The organism is Sanguibacter sp. Leaf3 (genome assembly GCF_001425965.1).
Taxonomy (GTDB): Bacteria; Actinomycetota; Actinomycetes; order Actinomycetales; family Cellulomonadaceae; genus Sanguibacter; species Sanguibacter inulinus.
Map to the genome: position 1 here is coordinate 114334 of NZ_LMRH01000002.1, position 16831 is coordinate 131164.

General features: G+C 71.1%; 16 protein-coding genes and 1 tRNA gene. 16 read left to right on the plus strand and 1 reads right to left on the minus strand.

What is annotated here, in order from left to right; genetic code table 11:
- Positions 1–108: 108 nt before the first annotated feature.
- From ASG53_RS19815 to ASG53_RS07900, 9 genes are all read left to right on the plus strand, one after another.
- Positions 109–261: a hypothetical protein gene (locus tag ASG53_RS19815; protein WP_156382718.1), complete on the plus strand. Its 153-nt coding sequence runs from the start codon at positions 109–111 to the stop codon at positions 259–261.
- A gap of 22 nt (positions 262–283) precedes the next feature.
- Entirely contained in the window at positions 284–898 is a 615-nt protein-coding gene (gene nadD, locus ASG53_RS07865; RefSeq protein ID WP_056131195.1) for a nicotinate-nucleotide adenylyltransferase, read from the plus strand.
- Complete coding sequence (locus ASG53_RS07870) at positions 895–2367, plus strand: hypothetical protein (protein WP_056131199.1); 1473 nt, start codon at positions 895–897, stop codon at positions 2365–2367. The genes nadD and ASG53_RS07870 overlap by 4 nt, the downstream gene beginning before the upstream one ends.
- A gap of 8 nt (positions 2368–2375) precedes the next feature.
- On the plus strand, positions 2376–2822 hold the full coding sequence (gene rsfS, locus ASG53_RS07875; RefSeq protein ID WP_056131202.1) for a ribosome silencing factor: 447 nt from the start codon (positions 2376–2378) through the stop codon (positions 2820–2822).
- Positions 2819–3499 (plus strand): histidine phosphatase family protein, encoded by a 681-nt coding sequence (locus tag ASG53_RS07880; protein WP_056131206.1) that lies wholly within the window; start codon positions 2819–2821, stop codon positions 3497–3499. The genes rsfS and ASG53_RS07880 overlap by 4 nt, the downstream gene beginning before the upstream one ends.
- 46 nt (positions 3500–3545) lie before the next feature.
- A tRNA-Ala gene (locus tag ASG53_RS07885) sits at positions 3546–3618 on the plus strand.
- A 129-nt stretch (positions 3619–3747) separates the two neighbouring features.
- Positions 3748–5235 carry an amidase gene (locus tag ASG53_RS07890; RefSeq protein ID WP_056131208.1) on the plus strand — a complete coding sequence of 496 codons (1488 nt, stop codon included), beginning with the start codon at positions 3748–3750 and terminating at the stop codon, positions 5233–5235.
- A gap of 100 nt (positions 5236–5335) precedes the next feature.
- A complete protein-coding gene (locus ASG53_RS07895; protein WP_056133871.1) occupies positions 5336–5929 on the plus strand; it encodes a CueP family metal-binding protein in 594 nt (197 codons plus the stop codon).
- Positions 5930–6192: 263 nt separating this feature from the next.
- A complete protein-coding gene (locus ASG53_RS07900) occupies positions 6193–7038 on the plus strand; it encodes an LLM class F420-dependent oxidoreductase (protein ID WP_056131211.1) in 846 nt (281 codons plus the stop codon).
- Between the two features lie 157 nt (positions 7039–7195).
- Here ASG53_RS07900 and ASG53_RS07905 read toward each other — a convergent pair whose 3' ends face one another.
- Positions 7196–7909 carry a HEAT repeat domain-containing protein gene (locus ASG53_RS07905; RefSeq protein WP_056131213.1) on the minus strand — a complete coding sequence of 238 codons (714 nt, stop codon included), beginning with the start codon at positions 7907–7909 and terminating at the stop codon, positions 7196–7198.
- Between the two features lie 210 nt (positions 7910–8119).
- Between ASG53_RS07905 and ASG53_RS07910 the strand changes: the two genes are divergently transcribed.
- The 7 genes from ASG53_RS07910 to ASG53_RS07940 all read left to right on the plus strand — a co-directional run bounded on the left by ASG53_RS07910 (position 8120) and on the right by ASG53_RS07940 (position 16580).
- On the plus strand, positions 8120–9145 hold the full coding sequence (locus ASG53_RS07910; RefSeq protein WP_056131216.1) for a LacI family DNA-binding transcriptional regulator: 1026 nt from the start codon (positions 8120–8122) through the stop codon (positions 9143–9145).
- A 67-nt stretch (positions 9146–9212) separates the two neighbouring features.
- Positions 9213–10874, plus strand: a complete 1662-nt coding sequence (locus ASG53_RS07915) for an ABC transporter substrate-binding protein (protein ID WP_056131217.1) — start codon at positions 9213–9215, stop codon at positions 10872–10874.
- Between the two features lie 84 nt (positions 10875–10958).
- Positions 10959–11936: an ABC transporter permease gene (locus tag ASG53_RS07920; protein WP_056131218.1), complete on the plus strand. Its 978-nt coding sequence runs from the start codon at positions 10959–10961 to the stop codon at positions 11934–11936.
- Between the two features lie 18 nt (positions 11937–11954).
- The gene (locus ASG53_RS07925) at positions 11955–13016 is read left to right on the plus strand and encodes an ABC transporter permease (RefSeq protein ID WP_082543909.1); all 1062 of its coding nucleotides are present in this window, start codon (positions 11955–11957) and stop codon (positions 13014–13016) included.
- On the plus strand, positions 13013–13942 hold the full coding sequence (locus tag ASG53_RS07930; RefSeq protein WP_056131221.1) for an ABC transporter ATP-binding protein: 930 nt from the start codon (positions 13013–13015) through the stop codon (positions 13940–13942). The genes ASG53_RS07925 and ASG53_RS07930 overlap by 4 nt, the downstream gene beginning before the upstream one ends.
- Complete coding sequence (locus ASG53_RS07935; protein ID WP_056131222.1) at positions 13939–14910, plus strand: ABC transporter ATP-binding protein; 972 nt, start codon at positions 13939–13941, stop codon at positions 14908–14910. The genes ASG53_RS07930 and ASG53_RS07935 overlap by 4 nt, the downstream gene beginning before the upstream one ends.
- Positions 14907–16580, plus strand: coding sequence for a glycoside hydrolase family 32 protein (locus ASG53_RS07940; protein WP_082543910.1), 1674 nt, complete (start codon positions 14907–14909; stop codon positions 16578–16580). The genes ASG53_RS07935 and ASG53_RS07940 overlap by 4 nt, the downstream gene beginning before the upstream one ends.
- Positions 16581–16831 lie beyond the last annotated feature (251 nt).

Sequence of the window (16831 nt, forward strand, 5' to 3'; positions counted from 1 at the left end):
CTGTGCCGATGGATGACATGAGAGACTGGGCGTCTGAGCGATGCTCACGACGTGTGAGCAGCGGGGCGCACCCTCGACCCGCCGATGCCCGACCCGATGGAGGATGACGTGTTCGCAACAGTGCTGGCAGCCGCAGAGGAGCACGAGGTCGTCAACCACCTGGCGATCCCGCCCGTCGCCTTCGGCATCACGACCTTCGTGATCCTCACCGGCCTGCTCCTGGTGACCTACGCCTTCCGCAGCGTGTGGACCCGTCACTGACCGTCGTCAGGACCTCGAGCTGATGACCTCTGAGCGCCAGCGTGTCGGTGTCATGGGTGGCACCTTCGACCCCATCCACCACGGGCACCTCGTGGCGGCGAGTGAGGTGGCCGCACGCTTCGACCTCGACGAGGTCGTGTTCGTGCCCACAGGGCAGCCGAGCTTCAAGCAGGGGCAGGACGTCAGCCCTGCGGAGCACCGCTACCTCATGACGGTCATCGCGACCGCGTCGAACCCTCGCTTCACCACGAGCCGTGTCGACATCGACCGACCTGGTCTCACGTACACGGTCGACACGCTCCGAGACCTGCGCGCGCAGCGTCCCGACGCGGACCTGTTCTTCATCACCGGCGCCGACGCGATCGAGCAGATCGCCACGTGGAAGAACGCCCCTGAGCTGTGGGAGATGGCCCACTTCGTGGCTGTCACCCGCCCGGGGCACGTGCTGTCGGTCGCTGGCCTCCCGAGCGAGCACGTCAGCCTGCTGGAGATCCCGGCGCTGTCGATCTCCTCGACCGACTGCCGGGCGCGCGCCCGTGCAGGAGACCCCGTCTGGTACCTCGTCCCGGACGGCGTCGTGCAGTACATCACGAAGTACCGTCTGTACCGAGAGTCGGCTGTGAAGGTGGCATCATGACGAACCCAGCGGACGGCGCACCACTCACGCGCCGCCAGCTCCGCGAACGGGCCGAGGCAGAGGCCGCGCTCAAGGCCGGGCAGACCGGTCCGCCGGCCTACGCGCAGCCCGCGGCGGCCCCGGCGCCCGAGCCCTCTGACGGTCCTGCTGGTGCAGCACAAGCACCCGCACAGGCGGGATCGCCTCGCCCGCCTGCGGCCTCGGCACCCCGTCCGGCATCAGCCACCTCCGGACCGACCGCCGCGACGGCTGCTCCTGCGGAGAGCGGGACGCCCGCCGGGGCCTCACGCCCCGCACAGGCGGCGCAGGCTGCCGGGACCGCGCGTCCAGCAGCACGGGTCGGCGACCCGCAGCGGAGCCCGGCACCGCAGCGGACCCCCGCCCCTCAGCAGGCACCGGCTCGACCGACCGCCGCGGGGGAGACCTCGACCCCTCCGCCTGCCGCTGGGCCAGCCTCCGCCCCGCAGACCGTCCAGCGCCCGACCGCGCAGGAGCGTCAGCCAGCCCTGTCGCGCCGCTCGCTGCGTGAGCAGGCCGGCGGTCTGACCGACACGGGCACGATGATCGTCCCGCCGCACCAGACGGGCAAGATCCGCACCGTCGACGAGACCGGAGAGCTGACCGCCTCGCGCCCCGTGCCCACGGGCCAGGGAACGGCGCCTGGCGCCGCCAGGCCTGCAGCTCCCGCGGCGCGCCCGGCAGCAGCCGCGCCGTCGGCAGACGCCGCTGGGTCGACGATGAGCTTCTCGCAGCGCCTTGCGGCGTCGGCCCCTCCGTCCGCCCGGCCGGCGAACGGTCGGACGCAGCCGCCAACCGCCCAGGGCATCCCTGCCCAGGCTGCCTCGGTCCCCGCCGGACCGGGGTCGGTCTCGCGGACCTCGTCGTGGGCGCCTGTCGCCGCTGCGGACGTCCCCTGGGCGCCTGTGCCGACGGTGTCGCCTGCGACGCAGCCCTCTGAGGACGCCGTGGTGACGGCCGAGCCCGGCTCGACAGCGGGCTCTTCGGCTGCCGAGGCGGACGCAGCAGCCGCGCCTGCCGGTGCGGCTGGGTCGACGACCGAGCCGTCGTCCGGCAGTGACGTCCCGCCTGGCCTCGCCGACGGGGCGGAGTCCTTCACTCAGGCTCCGCGGTGGGACGCGATCACTGCCGGAGCAGGCTCAGCGACGACCTCCGACCCTTCCCTCCGCGAGGAGCGTGACGACGACGAAGACGAGGACTACGACGACTCGGACCACAAGTACACGTGGTTGCACTACGTGATCCTCGTCGCCCTGGCCTTCGTCCTCGGGCTGATACTCTGGAAAGTCGCCTTGGAGGGCGAGAGCGGGGCAGCATCTGCGCTGCCTGCACCGTCTTCAGCATCGTCGACAGCCGCGCCTGCAGCCCTGGTCCCCGGGACCTGGACGGACCAGGCTGGTTGGACCGTCGACGACGCCTCCGGCGTCACCGTCATCGAAGAAGTCCTCTAAGGAGAGCTGTGCCTGCAACCGAACGTGCCGTCGAGCTGGCGATCGCCGCGGCCCGAGCCGCATCTGACCGCAAGGCGGCCGAGATCATCGCCCTGGACGTCAGCGAGCAGCTCGTCCTGACCGATGTGTTCCTCATCGCCTCCGGCAACAACGAGCGACAGGTGTCGGCCATCGTCGACTCCGTCGAAGAGGCGCTCCACGGCCTCGGCGTGAAGCCGATCCGGCGCGAGGGCAAGGGCGAGTCGCGCTGGGTCCTCATCGACTTCGGCGACATCGTCGTCCACGTCCAGCACCAGGAGGACAGGGTGTTCTACGCCCTCGAGCGCCTGTGGAAGGACTGCCCGGTCATCGAGCTCCCCGAGGACGCTCGTGGTGGAGACGGCCACGCCCCCGAGTACGACGCCGACGACTTCGGCTACCCCTCGCCGGCCGACAGCCGCGACGACACCGTATGAGTGCCGGCTCCGTCGTCTTCCTGCGGCACGGGCGGACCGCGTACAACGCGGCCGGCCGTCTGCAGGGCCAGGTCGACATCCCCCTGGACGAGGTCGGGCAGTGGCAGGCCGAGCACGGCGCCCGTGCTCTGGCCACGTTCCACGCCTGCTCGCGCGTGGTCGCCTCCGACCTCGTGCGCGCCCGGGTGACGGCGGAGCACTACGCACGGGTGGGCGGGCACGAGCTCGTCATCGACTCACGCGTCCGTGAGCGCAGCTTCGGTGACTGGGAGGGCCTGACCCGTCCCGAGATCGAAGAGGGCTGGCCCGAGGAGTTCGCCCAGTGGCGACGCGGCGAGCAGCCCTCCGGGGCGAGCATCGAGACCCGCACAGAGGTCGCCGCACGCATGCTCGCGGCGGTCGACGAGCACGGGGCCGACCTCGGGTCTGACGACACGCTCGTGATCGTCTCCCACGGGGCCGCGATCACGATCGGGGTCACCGCGCTCATCGGGCTCGACCCGGAGGCGTGGCGCGGGCTCAACGGCCTGCACAACGTCCACTGGAGCCACGTCGAGCGCTCCGGACCTGCGGCGACGACCCCGTGGAGGCTCCTCGCGCACAACGTCGGGGCCGGTTTTCCGCTGGATCACTGGAACGCTGGACCCGATTGGAACTTGGAGCCAACTTCGGTCTAAGATAGCAACGCCTCGGCAACGGGGACAGGAACTTTCCGAAGTTCTTGGGGCTGTGGCGCAGCTGGTAGCGCACCTGCATGGCATGCAGGGGGTCAGGGGTTCGAGTCCCCTCAGCTCCACCGAAGATGAAAGACCCGGCCGGGAACGGCCGGGTCTTTTGTCGTTCTGCGGAAGGCGTGCGCTTCCTGAGATCCGGGGATGTGAGAGGCCTCACACCTGCTGGCCGGAGGGGTCTCTATGCTGGATCGATGACCAGCCTGCACGAGCGCACCGCGACCGAGATCAGCCGCCAGCTCCGCTCCGGCGAGCTCTCACCGACAGAGGTGACCGAGCACTATCTGGGTCGGATCGCCCGGCTGGACGGGGAGCTCGGGGCCTTCGTCACCGTGACCCCCGAGGCTGCCAGGGGACGAGCTGCGGATCTCGCGGCGCAGGGTCCGCCGTCAGCGGTCACCGACGCCCCGCTCTGGGCCCTGCCGATCGGCGACAAGGACCTCTCCGACCGCGCAGGTGTCCCGACGGGCTTCGGGTCGCGCGCCTTCTCTGGGCCTTTCCGGTACGTCCCCGAGGTGAGCAGCGACATCACCCAGGTGCTCGACACCGCGGGTGTCGTGTCGCTCGGCAAGACCGCCGCCCCTGAGCTCGGCTTCCCCTCGTACACCGAGACCCTCGTCGGTCCGCCCGCGCGCAACCCCTGGGACCTGACCCGGGGCGCCGGGGGTTCGAGCGGTGGTGCCGCGGTCGCTGTCGCCGCCGGGCTGCTGCCCGTGGCGCCAGGGTCTGACGGAGGCGGGTCGATCCGGATCCCTGCCGCGGCCTGCGGACTTGTCGGCCTCAAGCCGACCCGCGGTCTCCTGCCGGCCGGGGGAGGGGTGGAGTCGCTCGGTGGCCTGGTGGTGCACGGACCGATCGCTCGCACCGCCGTCGATGCCGCGCTGCTGCTCGAGGGCATGCTGCCTCGCACCGCAGACGCCCACGTGCCGCACCCGCGGACTCTGCGGACGCCTGCTGCGCCCGCCGGGTCGTACCTGGCCGCCGCAGAGAGCGGAGAGACGCCCGAGGGTCGCCCGCTGCGCATCGGGCTGAGCACCTTCAGCTCGTGGGACGGCGCCTACGACATCGCGCTCGGCGAGGAAGCCAAGACCGCCCTCGCCGCCGGAGCCGCTGCACTCGGAGCCCTCGGGCACGACGTGGTGGACGCTCCTGCCTGGGACCCTGACCCGACGTACGCGGCAGCCTTCAGGACGCTGTGGATGGGTGGTGCTGCAGCCGTGCCGATCGACGAGCCCGAGCGCCTCGCCCTGCTCGAGCCGCTGACGCAGTGGCTGGTCGAGCGCGGCCGGGCCGTCACCGCTCGCGAGCTGGTCGAGGCCCTCGGGGCGCTCGCGGTCTTCGAGCGCACGATGGTCGCCCGCGTCGAGGTCTACGACGTGCTCCTGCTCCCGGCGATGGCGCAGACGCCGCGGCCGATCGGCTGGTACGACGCGACGGACCCCGAGCGGAACTTCGCGCAGCAGTGCGAGTACACGCCGTACACGTCGATGATCAACGTCTGCGGGCTGCCGGCGATCACCGTCCCGACGCACTGGACGACACCCGACCAGGACGCTCCGGCGGGTCTGCCGATGGGGATCCAGCTGGTCGGCCGGCCCGGCGGGGAGCGCACGCTCCTCGCGGTCGCTGCGCAGCTCGAGGACAGCCTGCGCTGGCCCGACCGCCGCCCGCCCGTCTGGTGACCTCGGGTACGGGTACGGGTACGGGCGCCGGGACGAGGCACGGTGCCTCAGGACCTTCCTCCTACCCTGGTCTGCGCGCCCGCGGGTGATGATGGGACGCATGATCTCTCGACGCCTTGCCGCCGTGCCCGTCGCCGTCGCCCTCCTGCTCGCAGGGTGCTCGTCGTCCAGCACCCCGTCCTCCGACGCCGAGACCGGTGCGCCGGCAGCGGCAGACGCCTCGTCTCTGCTGCGTGACTTCGGGCTCGACGGCATGGACACCCGAGAGGTGATCGACCACCTCGACAGGCTGGGCGGCGACGAGCGCCCGACCGACCTCATGGCCTCGATCCGGACCGACGAGGTCGTCCTGTCCGACGGGACCCGCGAGACCACCCTGGCGATGCCCGCCGACGAGCTCTACGTCTCGATGGCGCCGTATGTCGACCAGACGCACGACTGCTTCTTCCACAGCCTCACCACCTGCCAGGGCGAGCTGATGAACGCAGACGTCGACATCCTCGTCCGCGACGACCAGGGGGAGGTCGTGCTCGAGGAGACCACGACCACCTATGCGAACGGATTTGTCGGTGTCTGGCTACCACGCGACCTCACCGGGACCGTCGCCCTCACCGTCGACGGACGGTCGGTCGAGGCTCCCCTGAGCACGACCGCCGACAGCGCCACCTGCCTGACGGGGCTGCAGCTGGCCTGACCTGTCCGAACCCGCAGGTGGAGGGCTCGCGCGGAGCGGGGCCGTCCGTGGCCGGTGCGCCCGCCCGGCGAGACATCGGCTCGTGAGCCGACAGCGCAGCGCGACCCAGGGCCAGGCGACGGATCCCTGAGCCGGCGGCACCAGCACGGGGTAGATTGACGCGAGGGTCGACGGCGAGGCAGCCGTGACCCGTCCCGACCTGCGACGCCTGTCTGGCGCCATCTTCCTCGCCCGGTGGTCCAGGCCACCTGATCGGAGCCCCCATGACCTCGGAATCCTCGACCGAGAACGCCCAGCCGACAGGCGGCCCGCGCCGTCCCGTGCGCATCGGCGTGCAGATCGCGCCCCAGCACGCCTCGTACGAGAAGATCCGCGAGACCGCGGGTGCCCTCGAAGACCTCGGTGTCGACATCCTCTTCAACTGGGACCACTTCTTCCCGCTGTCGGGTGAGCCCGACGGTCTGCACTTCGAGTCGTGGACGATGCTCGCCGCCCTCGCCGAGCAGACGAGCCGCGTCGAGATCGGTGCGCTCGTCAACTGCAACAGCTACCGCAACGCCAACCTGCAGGCCGACATGGCCCGGACCATCGACCACATCAGCGCCAAGGGTGGCCAGGGCCGGTTCATCTTCGGGACCGGCTCGGGCTGGTTCGAGCGTGACTACGACGAGTACGGCTACGACTTCGGCACCGTAGGCACCCGCCTCGACGCCCTCGCCCGCGACCTGCCGACCATCGCCGACCGCTGGGGGAGGCTCAACCCGGCGCCGACCCGCAAGATCCCCGTCCTCATCGGCGGTGGTGGCGAGAAGAAGACGCTCCGGATCGTCGCCCAGCACGCCGACATCTGGCACAGCTTCAGCGACGCTGAGACCCTCGAGCGCAAGCTCGGCATCCTGGCCGAGCACGCCCGTGTTGTCGGCCGCGACGTGACCGAGATCGAGATCTCGACAGAGATCGGCAAGCGCAGCGTCGAGGAGGTCGAGGAGCAGCACGCCCTCGGCGCAACCCTCTTCACGATCGGCATCTCCGGCCCGGACTACGACATCTCGGGTGTCGCCGACTGGCTCGCCTGGCGCGACGCGAAGAACGCCGAGCACGCGGGCTGACCAGGCCCACCAGGACTCGACGACGGCCCATCACGCGATCCCGCGTGGTGGGCCGTCGTCACGTCACGCGCGGTCCAGCCCGGTCGGCGGGGCGCGACGTGCGGCTGCGAGGCCGGAGGTCCGACGAGCAGACCGTCGCCGGGCGGCCGTCCTCGCCTCAGGAGCGCCGATCGAGGACCTTGCACAACCGGGCCTTCGAGAGGTTGCTGCGCAGGATCCATGCGACGTCGGGGTCGTCGTCCGTGCCGAGGGCGTCGAGGTCGAGCAGGCCCTCCTCAGGTGCTGCGGCGATCGCGACGCTCCACGCGTAGCCGAGCGCCTGGCGCAGGGTCCGCAGGTCGGGGTCTGTGCGCAGGTCTCGGCGGACCGTGCGGATCGAGTCCGTCGCGGCGCGGCACGCCTCGAGCGCGGCGCGCGCCGTCGCGGGGTCGGTGAGCAGACGCGGTTCGCAGATGCCGGCGACGGCAGCGCGGCGCACGAGCGGGTCGGGGTCCGTGACCCAGTCGGCGACGACGGACCTCAGGTCCGCGCCGTCGGAGTCGCCGACGATCTGGAGCGCCATCGCGGCTGCCTCCCGTACCCGCCACAGAGGATCGGCAGCGCGCTCACGCAGCAGGGTCAGGACGTCGGTCCTCGCCGGTCCGCCGGCGAGCAGCCGTCCCAGCCCGGCCGTGCCGCACATCCGCAGGTATTCCTCGGGGGAGCGGGCGAGGTCGAGCAGGGTCGGCCCAGGCAGGCTCCGCGCAGCGGCGTCGACGAGGGCCAGGTTCGCGCGAGGCCCGGGGAGGCCGGAGTGCTCGAGCAGGAACGAGTCGAGCTCTGCTCGGGGCGTGGCTGCCAGGTCGGTCGTCCATGCGCGTCGTTCTGCCATGCTCCGACGCTATCGAGCGTCTCGGGGCATGGGCGAGGGACCTTCGGTCCGGTGGCGTGCGTGCCGCCGAGACCTACGCACGGAAGCAACCTGCCCGACGGCTTCGTGCGAGAGCTGGGCATTGACAGCCGCGGATCCGCGCCATACCGTGTGTAACGCGCGCAACTAACGCGCGTTACATCTAGTTCACGATGACGAGGACTTGCGACGATGACGTCTCCCCGCGCGACCGGCAAGGTGACCATGAGCGACGTCGCCCGCCATGCCAAGGTCTCCCGGACCGCCGTGTCCTTCGCCCTGAGCGACCCCGAGCACCCGAGCGTCTCTGCCGAGACCCGCCAGCGGATCCTCGAGGCTGTCGCCGACCTCGGGTACAGGCCCAACGCTGGGGCGCGTGCTCTCGCATCGCGCCGCAGCGACTGGTACGGCCTGGTCACCGAGATCGTCACGGCGCCCTTCGCCGTCAACATCATCAAGGGTGCCCAGGACCGCGCCTGGCACGACCGCCGCTTCGTGCTCATCGCCTCCTCCGAGGGCGACGGCGACATGGAGGAGGCGGCCGTCGAGAAGCTGCTCGAGCAGCGCGTCGAGGGTCTGCTCTACGCAGCGACCTGGCACCGCGCCGTGAAGGTCCCGGACATCGCCCACGAGGTGCCGACGGTCCTCGTCAACTGCTTCGACGCCGACGGGGTGCTCCCGTCGATCGTCCCTGACGAGGTCGCGGGAGGGCGCCGGGCCACCGAGCGGCTGCTCGCCGCAGGCCACCGGCGCATCGGGCTGATCACCTTCGACTCGGATATCCCTGCGGCGATTGGGCGCCGTGACGGGTACAGCTCCGCGCTCCGCGCGGCAGGCGGGGACCTGGACGACGAGCTCGTCGTCGGTGGGGGAGCGACGGCGACCGACGGGTACGCCGCGGCCGTCAGGCTGCTCGACCTGCCCGTGCCGCCCACGGCGATCTTCTGCGCCAACGACCGTATGGCGATGGGCGCCTACGACGCGATCAAGGAGCGGGGTCTGACGATCCCGGGTGACATCTCCGTGGTGGGCTTCGACAACCAGGAGCTCATCTCCGCATACCTCCGACCGTCGCTGACGACAGTCGCGCTCCCCTTCGAAGAGATGGGTGCGCGCGGGGTCGACCTGCTGTCGGAACTGACGAGCGGGCAGGTGACGGGACCCTTGCAGGTCGTCGTCGACTGCCCGCTCGTCGAACGCTCGTCGGTGCGACCGTGAATCGCCCGTCGAGCACCCCTGACCGCACTTCTCCTGAACTGATGAAGAGAGGAAAGAGACCCCCATCATGACATCTCCGACCCGCAGAAGGTGGACCGGCATCGTCGCCGGGCTCGCCGTGGCATCGCTCGCCCTCGCAGGGTGCACGGGTGGCACAGCCGCCACCGACACGAGCGGCGACCAGCTGCTCACCATCCCGCGTGAAGACATGGGCACCTTCACCCGCAACTTCAACCCGTTCTCGCCGAACGCCGCACCCATGACAGGGCAGGCGGTCTACGAGTCGATGCTCGTCTACAACCCTGCCGACGGCGGGACCGTCCCGTGGCTCGCGACGGAGTGGGAGACCTCCGAGGACGGCCTCACGTCGACCTTCACCCTCCGCGACGACGTCCAGTGGTCCGACGGGGAGCCGCTCGTCGCCGACGACGTCGTCTACACCTTCGGTCTGCAGAAGGAGATCCTCGGCGGCTTCGAGTACGTCGACTCCGTGACGGCCACCGACGAGGACACCGTCACCTTCACCTTCAGCAGGGCGTACTCGCCCGCGCTGTTCGAGATCGGCCAGCAGGTGATCGTCCCCGAGCACGTCTGGTCCGAGATCGACGACCCCGCGGGCGAGACCAACCCGGACCCTGTCGGCACGGGTCCGTACACGGAGGTCACGACCTTCCAGACGCAGTCCTTCGACCTCGGCAAGAACCCGCACTACTGGCAGCCCGAGAAGCAGAAGATCGCGGGCGTCCGGATGCTCGCCTTCGCAGGCAACGACGGTGCGAACCTCGCGGCCGTCGACGGGTCGGTCGACTGGGCGCCGCAGTACATCGCAGACATCGAGAACACCTTCGTCGCGAAGGACCCCGAGCACCGGGCCTACTGGTTCCCGCCGACAGGCTCGACCATCAGCTGGCAGCTCAACACGACGGTCGCGCCCTTCGACGACGTCGAGGTGCGCAAGGCGCTCAGCCTCGCGATCGACCGCGAGCAGATCGTCGCTGTCGGCATGAACGGCTACACGGTCCCGGCCGACTGCACAGGGCTCTCGGGTGCCTACGACACCTGGCGCTCCGAGACCGTGGTCGAGTCCTGCGACTGGACCTCCCGCGACGTCGACGCCGCGGGAGCGATGCTCGACGCCGCCGGCTACCCGCTCGGTGAGGACGGGATGCGGACCTTCGCGGACGGATCGCCCTTCGCCTTCGACATCAGCGTCGGGTCGGCGTCCTCCGACTGGCTCTCCGTGGCCAACATCATCGCGCAGAACCTCGCCGAGATCGGTGTGACCGTCACGGTCGACGCACCCGACTGGCCGGCGGTCTCGGCAGGGTACGAGAGCGGCGACTTCCAGAGCGGCATCGTGTGGAGCAACAACGCCCCCACGCCGTATCAGTTCTACCGCGGCACCATGTCGACCGAGACCGTCAAGCCTGTCGGCGAGACGACCTATGAGAACTACCACCGCCTCGGGCTGCCCGAGGCCGACGAGCTCTTGGCACGCTTCGCCGCGACCTCCGACCCTGCCCAGCAGACCGAGATCGTCGACGGGCTCCAGCAGCTCTTCGCCGACAACGCTCCGGTGATCCCGCTGTTCCCCGGCCCGGAGTGGGGCGCCTACACGGACACCCGCTTCACGGGGTGGCCGACCGAGGCCGACCCCTACGCGACGCTCTCCACCCGTGCACCCACGACGGTGCTCGTCCTCACGAGCCTCGAGCCAGTCGTCTCCTGACCGTGGCGCGTCGCGCCCGGGCACGCCGGACAGCACGTCCGGCGTGCCCAGGTGCGGCGACCGCACCTACGAAAGGTCCTCGTCATGGGATTCATCCTGCGTCGGCTGGGCACCTACGTCCTCGCGTTCTGGGCGTCGCTGACCCTCAACTTCATGCTCCCGCGGGTCATGCCGGGCGACCCGGTCAGCCGCATGGTCTCCAGGGCGCAGTCCCGCCTCGAGCCCGACCAGATCGAGCAGCTCCGACGGCTCTTCGGGCTCGACGACCGCCCGGTCTGGGAGCAGTACCTGTCGTACCTGAACAACATCGCGCACGGTGACTTCGGTGTCTCGATCTCGAGGTTCCCGACCCCGGTGAGCGAGGTCATCGCCGGGCAGATCGGCTGGACCATCCTGCTGGGCGGCACCTCGTTGATCGTCGCCGTGGTGATCGGCAACCTGCTCGGCATCGTCGCCGCCTGGCGTCGAGGCGGGCTGGTCGACTCGATCTTCCCGCCGATCCTCATCTTCGTCGGGTCCTTCCCGTACTTCTGGCTCGCCATGGGGGCGCTGTACCTCTTCGGGGTGACGCTCGGGTGGTTCCCCATCAACCACGCCTTCTCCGTGGGGCTCGTCCCCGAGTGGTCCCCGGCCTTCGTCCAGGACGTCCTCGTGCACCTGTTCCTGCCGGCCCTGACCATCGTCGTCGTGTCGATCGGCGGATGGATGCTCGGCATGCGCAACACGATGATCTCGACGACGGCCGAGGACTACATCCTCATGGCCGAGGCCAAGGGCCTGCGCCCCGGGCGGATCATGTTCCGCTACGCGACGCGCAACGCGCTGCTGCCGTCGGTCACGTCGCTCGGGCTCTCGCTCGGCTTCATCGTCGGCGGTGCGCTCCTCACCGAGGTCGTCTTCGCCTACCCCGGTGTCGGCTACCAGCTGCTCTCCGCGGTCCAGGGCCTCGACTACCCGCTCATGCAGGGACTGTTCCTCACCATCACGGCCGCGGTGCTCGTCGCGAACTTCCTCGTCGACATCGTCTACGTCCGCCTCGACCCACGCGTCCGCGTCTCCTGAGCTGAAGGAAGAGACACCATGGCTCTCTCGACAGGCGGCGCCGCCGCCCCAGCAGTCCCCGCCCCCGACGGCCCCGGGGCCTCCAGCCCCGACGCGCTCCAGGACGGCTCGGGCGCCGCCCGGCGCGCCCGTGGCGGACGCCGTCTGCTCGCCTACCTGCTGCGCAGCCGCAAGGCGCTCGCCGGGCTGGTCATCCTGCTCGTCTTCGTCGCGACGGCGCTCCTCGCACCCGTCGTCTTCCCCGGAGACCCGATGCACATCACCGCGACAGGGTCGCTGCCGCCGAGCGCCGAGCACCTGCTCGGCACCACGGCCAAGGGCCAGGACGTGCTCGCCCTCACGGCGTGGGGCGCACGCAGCTCGCTGCTCGTCGGCTTTGTCGCCGGTGCTGCCTCGACCCTCATCGGGGTCGTCGTCGGGCTGCTCGCCGCCTACGCGGGCCGGACGACCGACAGCCTGCTGTCTTTGCTCACCAACGTGTTCCTGCTCATCCCGAGCCTGCCGCTGCTCGTCATCCTCGCGGCCTTCCTGCCCTCGGGGATCGGGACCGTCGTCGTGGTGCTCATCATCACCGGGTGGGCAGGCTCGGCCCGCGTGCTGCGCTCGCAGGCGCTCTCGATCCGCGGCAAGGACTTCGTCGCGGCGGCCGTGGTCACCGGGGAGCGGCCGTCCCGCATCATGTTCCGCGAGATCCTGCCGAACATGGCCTCGATCGTCATGAGCGGTCTGCTCGCCTGCATCATCGGGGCGATCGGCGCGCAGGCCGGGATCGAGTTCCTCGGTCTCGGCGACGGCTCGACGGTGAGCTGGGGCACCAACCTCTACTGGGCCAGCAACGACGGAGCGCTGCTCTCGGGAGCCTGGTGGGTCTTCGTGCCCTCGGGAGCCTGCATCGCGCTCGTCGCCCTGGCGCTCGCCCTCGTCAACTACGCGGTCGACGAGATCACCAACCCCCGCCTGCGGACACCGGCCCGCCGCCGGTCGGCCACAGACCCCACGCCCGTGACGGCTGCGGCCACCGGGCCTGGGGCGGTCACCGAGACCGGCGCAGCCGGGAGCACGAAGGGAACCGCACGATGAGCAGCGCACCAGTCCTCGAGATCGAGGGCCTCTCGGTGACGTACCGCACGGCCGAGCGCACGGTCCGGGCCGTCGACAGGGTCGACGTGACCATCGGCGAAGGTGAGATCTTCGGCCTCGCCGGCGAGTCGGGCTGCGGCAAGTCCACGGTCGCCAACGCGATCATGCGGCTGCTCAAGCCCCCCGCAGAGATCGACGGCGGACGGGTGGTGTTCCGTGGCCGCGACGTCCTCGCGATGTCGGCCGAGGAGCTGCGCAGGTTCCGCTGGCGCGAGGTCGCCATGGTGTTCCAGAGCGCCATGAACTCCCTCAACCCCGTGATGACCGTCGGGGACCAGCTGGCCGACGTGTTCACCACCCACGAACGGAGCAGCAAGCGCGACGCCCTGCGGCGGGCGGGCGGTCTGCTCGAGATGGTCGGCATCGACCGGGGCCGGCTGAGGTCCTACCCGCACCAGCTCTCGGGGGGCATGCGGCAGCGAGTCGTGATCGCGATGGCCTGCGCGCTCACCCCCTCGCTGCTCATCCTCGACGAGCCGACCACAGCCCTCGACGTCGTGGTCCAGCAGGAGATCATGGCGCAGATCCGCGGTCTCCAGGAAGAGCTCGGCTTCGCCGTCCTGTTCATCACGCACGACATGTCGCTCATGATCGAGCTCTCCCAGCGCATCGGCGTCATGCACGGCGGGCGGATCGTGGAGCGCGCCCCGGCCGGCGAGATCTTCCGGGACCCGCTGCACCCGTACACCGACGCGCTGATGAACGCCTTCCCGCCGATCAGCGGACCTCGGGTCCCGCTGACGGGTCTCGCGGAGGGCGTCCGCTTCGACCACGTCCCGGACCTCCGCGAGGTGCGGCCCGGGCGCTGGGTCGCGCTCGACGCCGACAGCGGACCGACGCACCAGACCGAGGAGGCACTTCGATGAGCGCGACGACCGAGAAGACCACACCGACCGCGGAGTCCGCGCTGCGCGTCGAGGGGCTCAGCAAGACCTTCACCGTCGGGGGCATGCTCTCGCGCCGCAAGGTCCGAGCCCTCGACAGCGTCGACCTCGACATCGGCACGGGCGAGATCGTCGCGCTCGTCGGGGAGTCTGGCAGCGGCAAGAGCACCCTCGCCCGGTGCGTCGCCCGTCTCGAGGCCCCTGAGTCTGGGCGCATCGTGGTCGACGGCGAGGACGTGCTGCGGACCGAGCGACGACGCGCCTCGCGGGCCTACCGCGGGCGCGTGCAGATGGTGTTCCAGGACCCCTTCGGCTCGCTCAACCCCGTGCACCGCATCGAGTACGTCGTCACGCGCTCGGTCGAGCTGCACGGCTCGCCCGAGGCCCGGCGCGACCCCCGGGCCCGCGCGGCTGAGCTGCTCGAGACAGTCGGCCTGGACGCGAGCTACCTCGACAGGTTCCCGCACGAGCTCTCGGGTGGGCAGCGTCAACGGGTCTCGATCGCCCGCGCCCTCGGGGCCGAGCCACAGCTGATCCTCGCGGACGAGCCGACGTCGATGCTCGACGTCTCGGTGCGCATCGGGATCCTCAACCTGCTGGGCCGGCTGCGCGACGAGACCGGGGTGTCGATCCTCTACGTGACCCACGACCTCGCCTCGGCGCGGTACCTCGCAGACCGCACCGTGGTCATGTACCGCGGACGGGCGGTCGAGGGCGGAGAGTCGCTCGCGCTGCTCGGCGACCCCGTGCACCCCTACACGCAGCTGCTGCTCTCCGCCGTGCCAGACCCGGAGCGCAGCGGGTCTTACGACCCGGTGCGCCGCGCCGAGATGCGACGCGAGGTCGAGCGGTGGCTCGGCCCCGAGCACGCACCGCGCGCCGTCGTGCGACGCACCGTCGACGCGACGTCGCAGCACTGGGTGGCCGAGCCGGTCGACGGTCTGGCATGAGACCGCCCGCACCCGCCGCCACACTTGCGCCCCCAGCACCTCTAGCGCCTCCAGGGCTGCGGGCCTCAGCGCCCGCGCCGCCTCTGCAGGCCGAGACCGGTCACCACGACGAAGACCACCACGACACCCCCTGGAGCCCCGAGCTGTCCGAGACCATCGCCCTGAGCGGCGCAGACCTCGTCACCCGTGCCGAGTCCGACAGGCACCGCCCCCGATTCCACTTCACGTCGCCGGCAGGCTGGCTCAACGACGCCAACGGCGTGAGCCAGCGGGACGGCGTCTACCACCTCTTCTACCAGTACAACCCTGTCGAGGCGCGGCACCACCGCATCCACTGGGGGCACGCGACGAGCACCGACCTCGTCACGTGGGAGGACGCGCCCATCGCCCTCGAGCCGGGCGGCCCCGACGCGCCCGACTCCGACGGCTGCTGGTCCGGTGTGCTCGTCGACGACGACGGCGTGCCGACGATCGTCTACTCCGCGCGCCGCGGCGAGAGCGAGTCCGCCGCGATCGCCGTCGGGTCCGCCGACCTGCGGACCTGGACCAAAGATCCTGCCAACCCCGTGATCGCCGGTCCGCCCGCGGACCTCGACACCGTCGCCTTCCGCGACCACTCGGTCTGGCGCGAAGACGGCCGCTGGCGACAGCTCATCGGCTCGGGGCTGCGGGGGCAGGGCGGGACCGCCCTGCTCTACGAGTCCGACGACCTGCGCAGCTGGCGCTACGTCGGCCCGCTGGTGGTCGGCGACGCTTCCGACCCAGCACCCGGGGCACCTGACTGGACGGGCACGATGTGGGAGTGCGTCGACCTCTTCGAGGTCCCGGCCGGTCGCGCCGAGCTCCCGCCGGAGCGGGGGCACGCGCTCGTCTTCTCCGCCTGGGACGAGGGAGTGACCCACCACCCGCTCTACCTCCTCGGCCGCTACGAGGGCGACACCTTCACCCCGGCGGCGCTGCGACGCCTCGACTACGGAGGCCGGTACTTCTACGCGCCGCAGTCCACCACGGACGACCACGGCCGCCGGGTGATGTTCGGGTGGCTCCAGGAGGGACGCAGCGACGACGCGGCCGCCGCAGCCGGGTGGTCCGGTGTCATGTCCCTGCCGCGCGACGTCAGCGCGGGGGCGGACGGCGAGCTCGTCTCCGCGCCCGTCCGCGAGGTCGAGGCGCTCCGCCGAGACCACGTGGTCGTCGAGCCGCGCCCAGGGACGACAGTGCTCGACCCGACCCGGGTCGACGGGCGGCAGTGCGACCTCGTCCTCACGGCGACGCTCGCGCCCGGTGCGTGGGTCGAGCTCGCGGTGCTGGTCTCCGAGGAGTCGGGGGAGCAGACCGTCGTCCGCTTCGACAGGCCGCAGGACCCCGACCTCGACCTCGACCTGGTGCTCGACAGGTCGGCGGCGAGCCTCGACCCCGAGGTCGACGCCACCCCTCGCAGCGGGCCGGTCCCGCACGAGGACGGTGCGGTGACCCTCCGGGTCCTCGTCGACCGCTCGGCGATCGAGGTCTTCGCGAACGGGCGTGCCCTCACAGCCCGCTCGTACCCCGAAGACCCGGGCGCCGACGGCCTCGTCCTCCGGAGCAGCCCGGCAGCGCAGGTGAGCAGCATCGACGCCTGGAGCATGGCCGACATCTGGTCAGGACCGCGGGAGCTCCGTCCCCGCTGACGGGGGGCTCCGCACCCGTTGACTGGACGGCGGCCTCGAGTCCGAGCAGCCGCCGTCCGCGGCGGGTCAGCCCTTCGAGCCCGTCAGCCTGTTGTCGAAGACGTCGGACCGCGGCGGTGCGCTGCGCGATCCGTCCGGTGCATCGGCGTGAGCGCTCGCGGGATGCCCCTGCCGGCGGGAGGACCGGAGCCTGGGGAGGAGCGCCGACGACTGCTGCGCCGGTGCCCTGCCCCGGCGGCTGGTCGGCGCCG

What these genes read in the sequence shown, in the direction of transcription:
- nadD (WP_056131195.1), top strand. Translation starts at nt 284, where the DNA reads ATGACCTCTGAGCGCCAGCGTGTCGGTGTCATGGGTGGCACCTTCGAC.
- ASG53_RS07870 (WP_056131199.1), top strand. Translation starts at nt 895, where the DNA reads ATGACGAACCCAGCGGACGGCGCACCACTCACGCGCCGCCAGCTCCGC.
- ASG53_RS07880 (WP_056131206.1), top strand. Translation starts at nt 2,819, where the DNA reads ATGAGTGCCGGCTCCGTCGTCTTCCTGCGGCACGGGCGGACCGCGTAC.
- ASG53_RS07890 (WP_056131208.1), top strand. Translation starts at nt 3,748, where the DNA reads ATGACCAGCCTGCACGAGCGCACCGCGACCGAGATCAGCCGCCAGCTC.
- ASG53_RS07895 (WP_056133871.1), top strand. Translation starts at nt 5,336, where the DNA reads ATGATCTCTCGACGCCTTGCCGCCGTGCCCGTCGCCGTCGCCCTCCTG.
- ASG53_RS07900 (WP_056131211.1), top strand. Translation starts at nt 6,193, where the DNA reads ATGACCTCGGAATCCTCGACCGAGAACGCCCAGCCGACAGGCGGCCCG.
- ASG53_RS07905 (WP_056131213.1), bottom strand. Translation starts at nt 7,909, where the DNA reads ATGGCAGAACGACGCGCATGGACGACCGACCTGGCAGCCACGCCCCGA.
- ASG53_RS07910 (WP_056131216.1), top strand. Translation starts at nt 8,120, where the DNA reads ATGACGTCTCCCCGCGCGACCGGCAAGGTGACCATGAGCGACGTCGCC.
- ASG53_RS07915 (WP_056131217.1), top strand. Translation starts at nt 9,213, where the DNA reads ATGACATCTCCGACCCGCAGAAGGTGGACCGGCATCGTCGCCGGGCTC.
- ASG53_RS07920 (WP_056131218.1), top strand. Translation starts at nt 10,959, where the DNA reads ATGGGATTCATCCTGCGTCGGCTGGGCACCTACGTCCTCGCGTTCTGG.
- ASG53_RS07925 (WP_082543909.1), top strand. Translation starts at nt 11,955, where the DNA reads ATGGCTCTCTCGACAGGCGGCGCCGCCGCCCCAGCAGTCCCCGCCCCC.
- ASG53_RS07930 (WP_056131221.1), top strand. Translation starts at nt 13,013, where the DNA reads ATGAGCAGCGCACCAGTCCTCGAGATCGAGGGCCTCTCGGTGACGTAC.
- ASG53_RS07935 (WP_056131222.1), top strand. Translation starts at nt 13,939, where the DNA reads ATGAGCGCGACGACCGAGAAGACCACACCGACCGCGGAGTCCGCGCTG.
- ASG53_RS07940 (WP_082543910.1), top strand. Translation starts at nt 14,907, where the DNA reads ATGAGACCGCCCGCACCCGCCGCCACACTTGCGCCCCCAGCACCTCTA.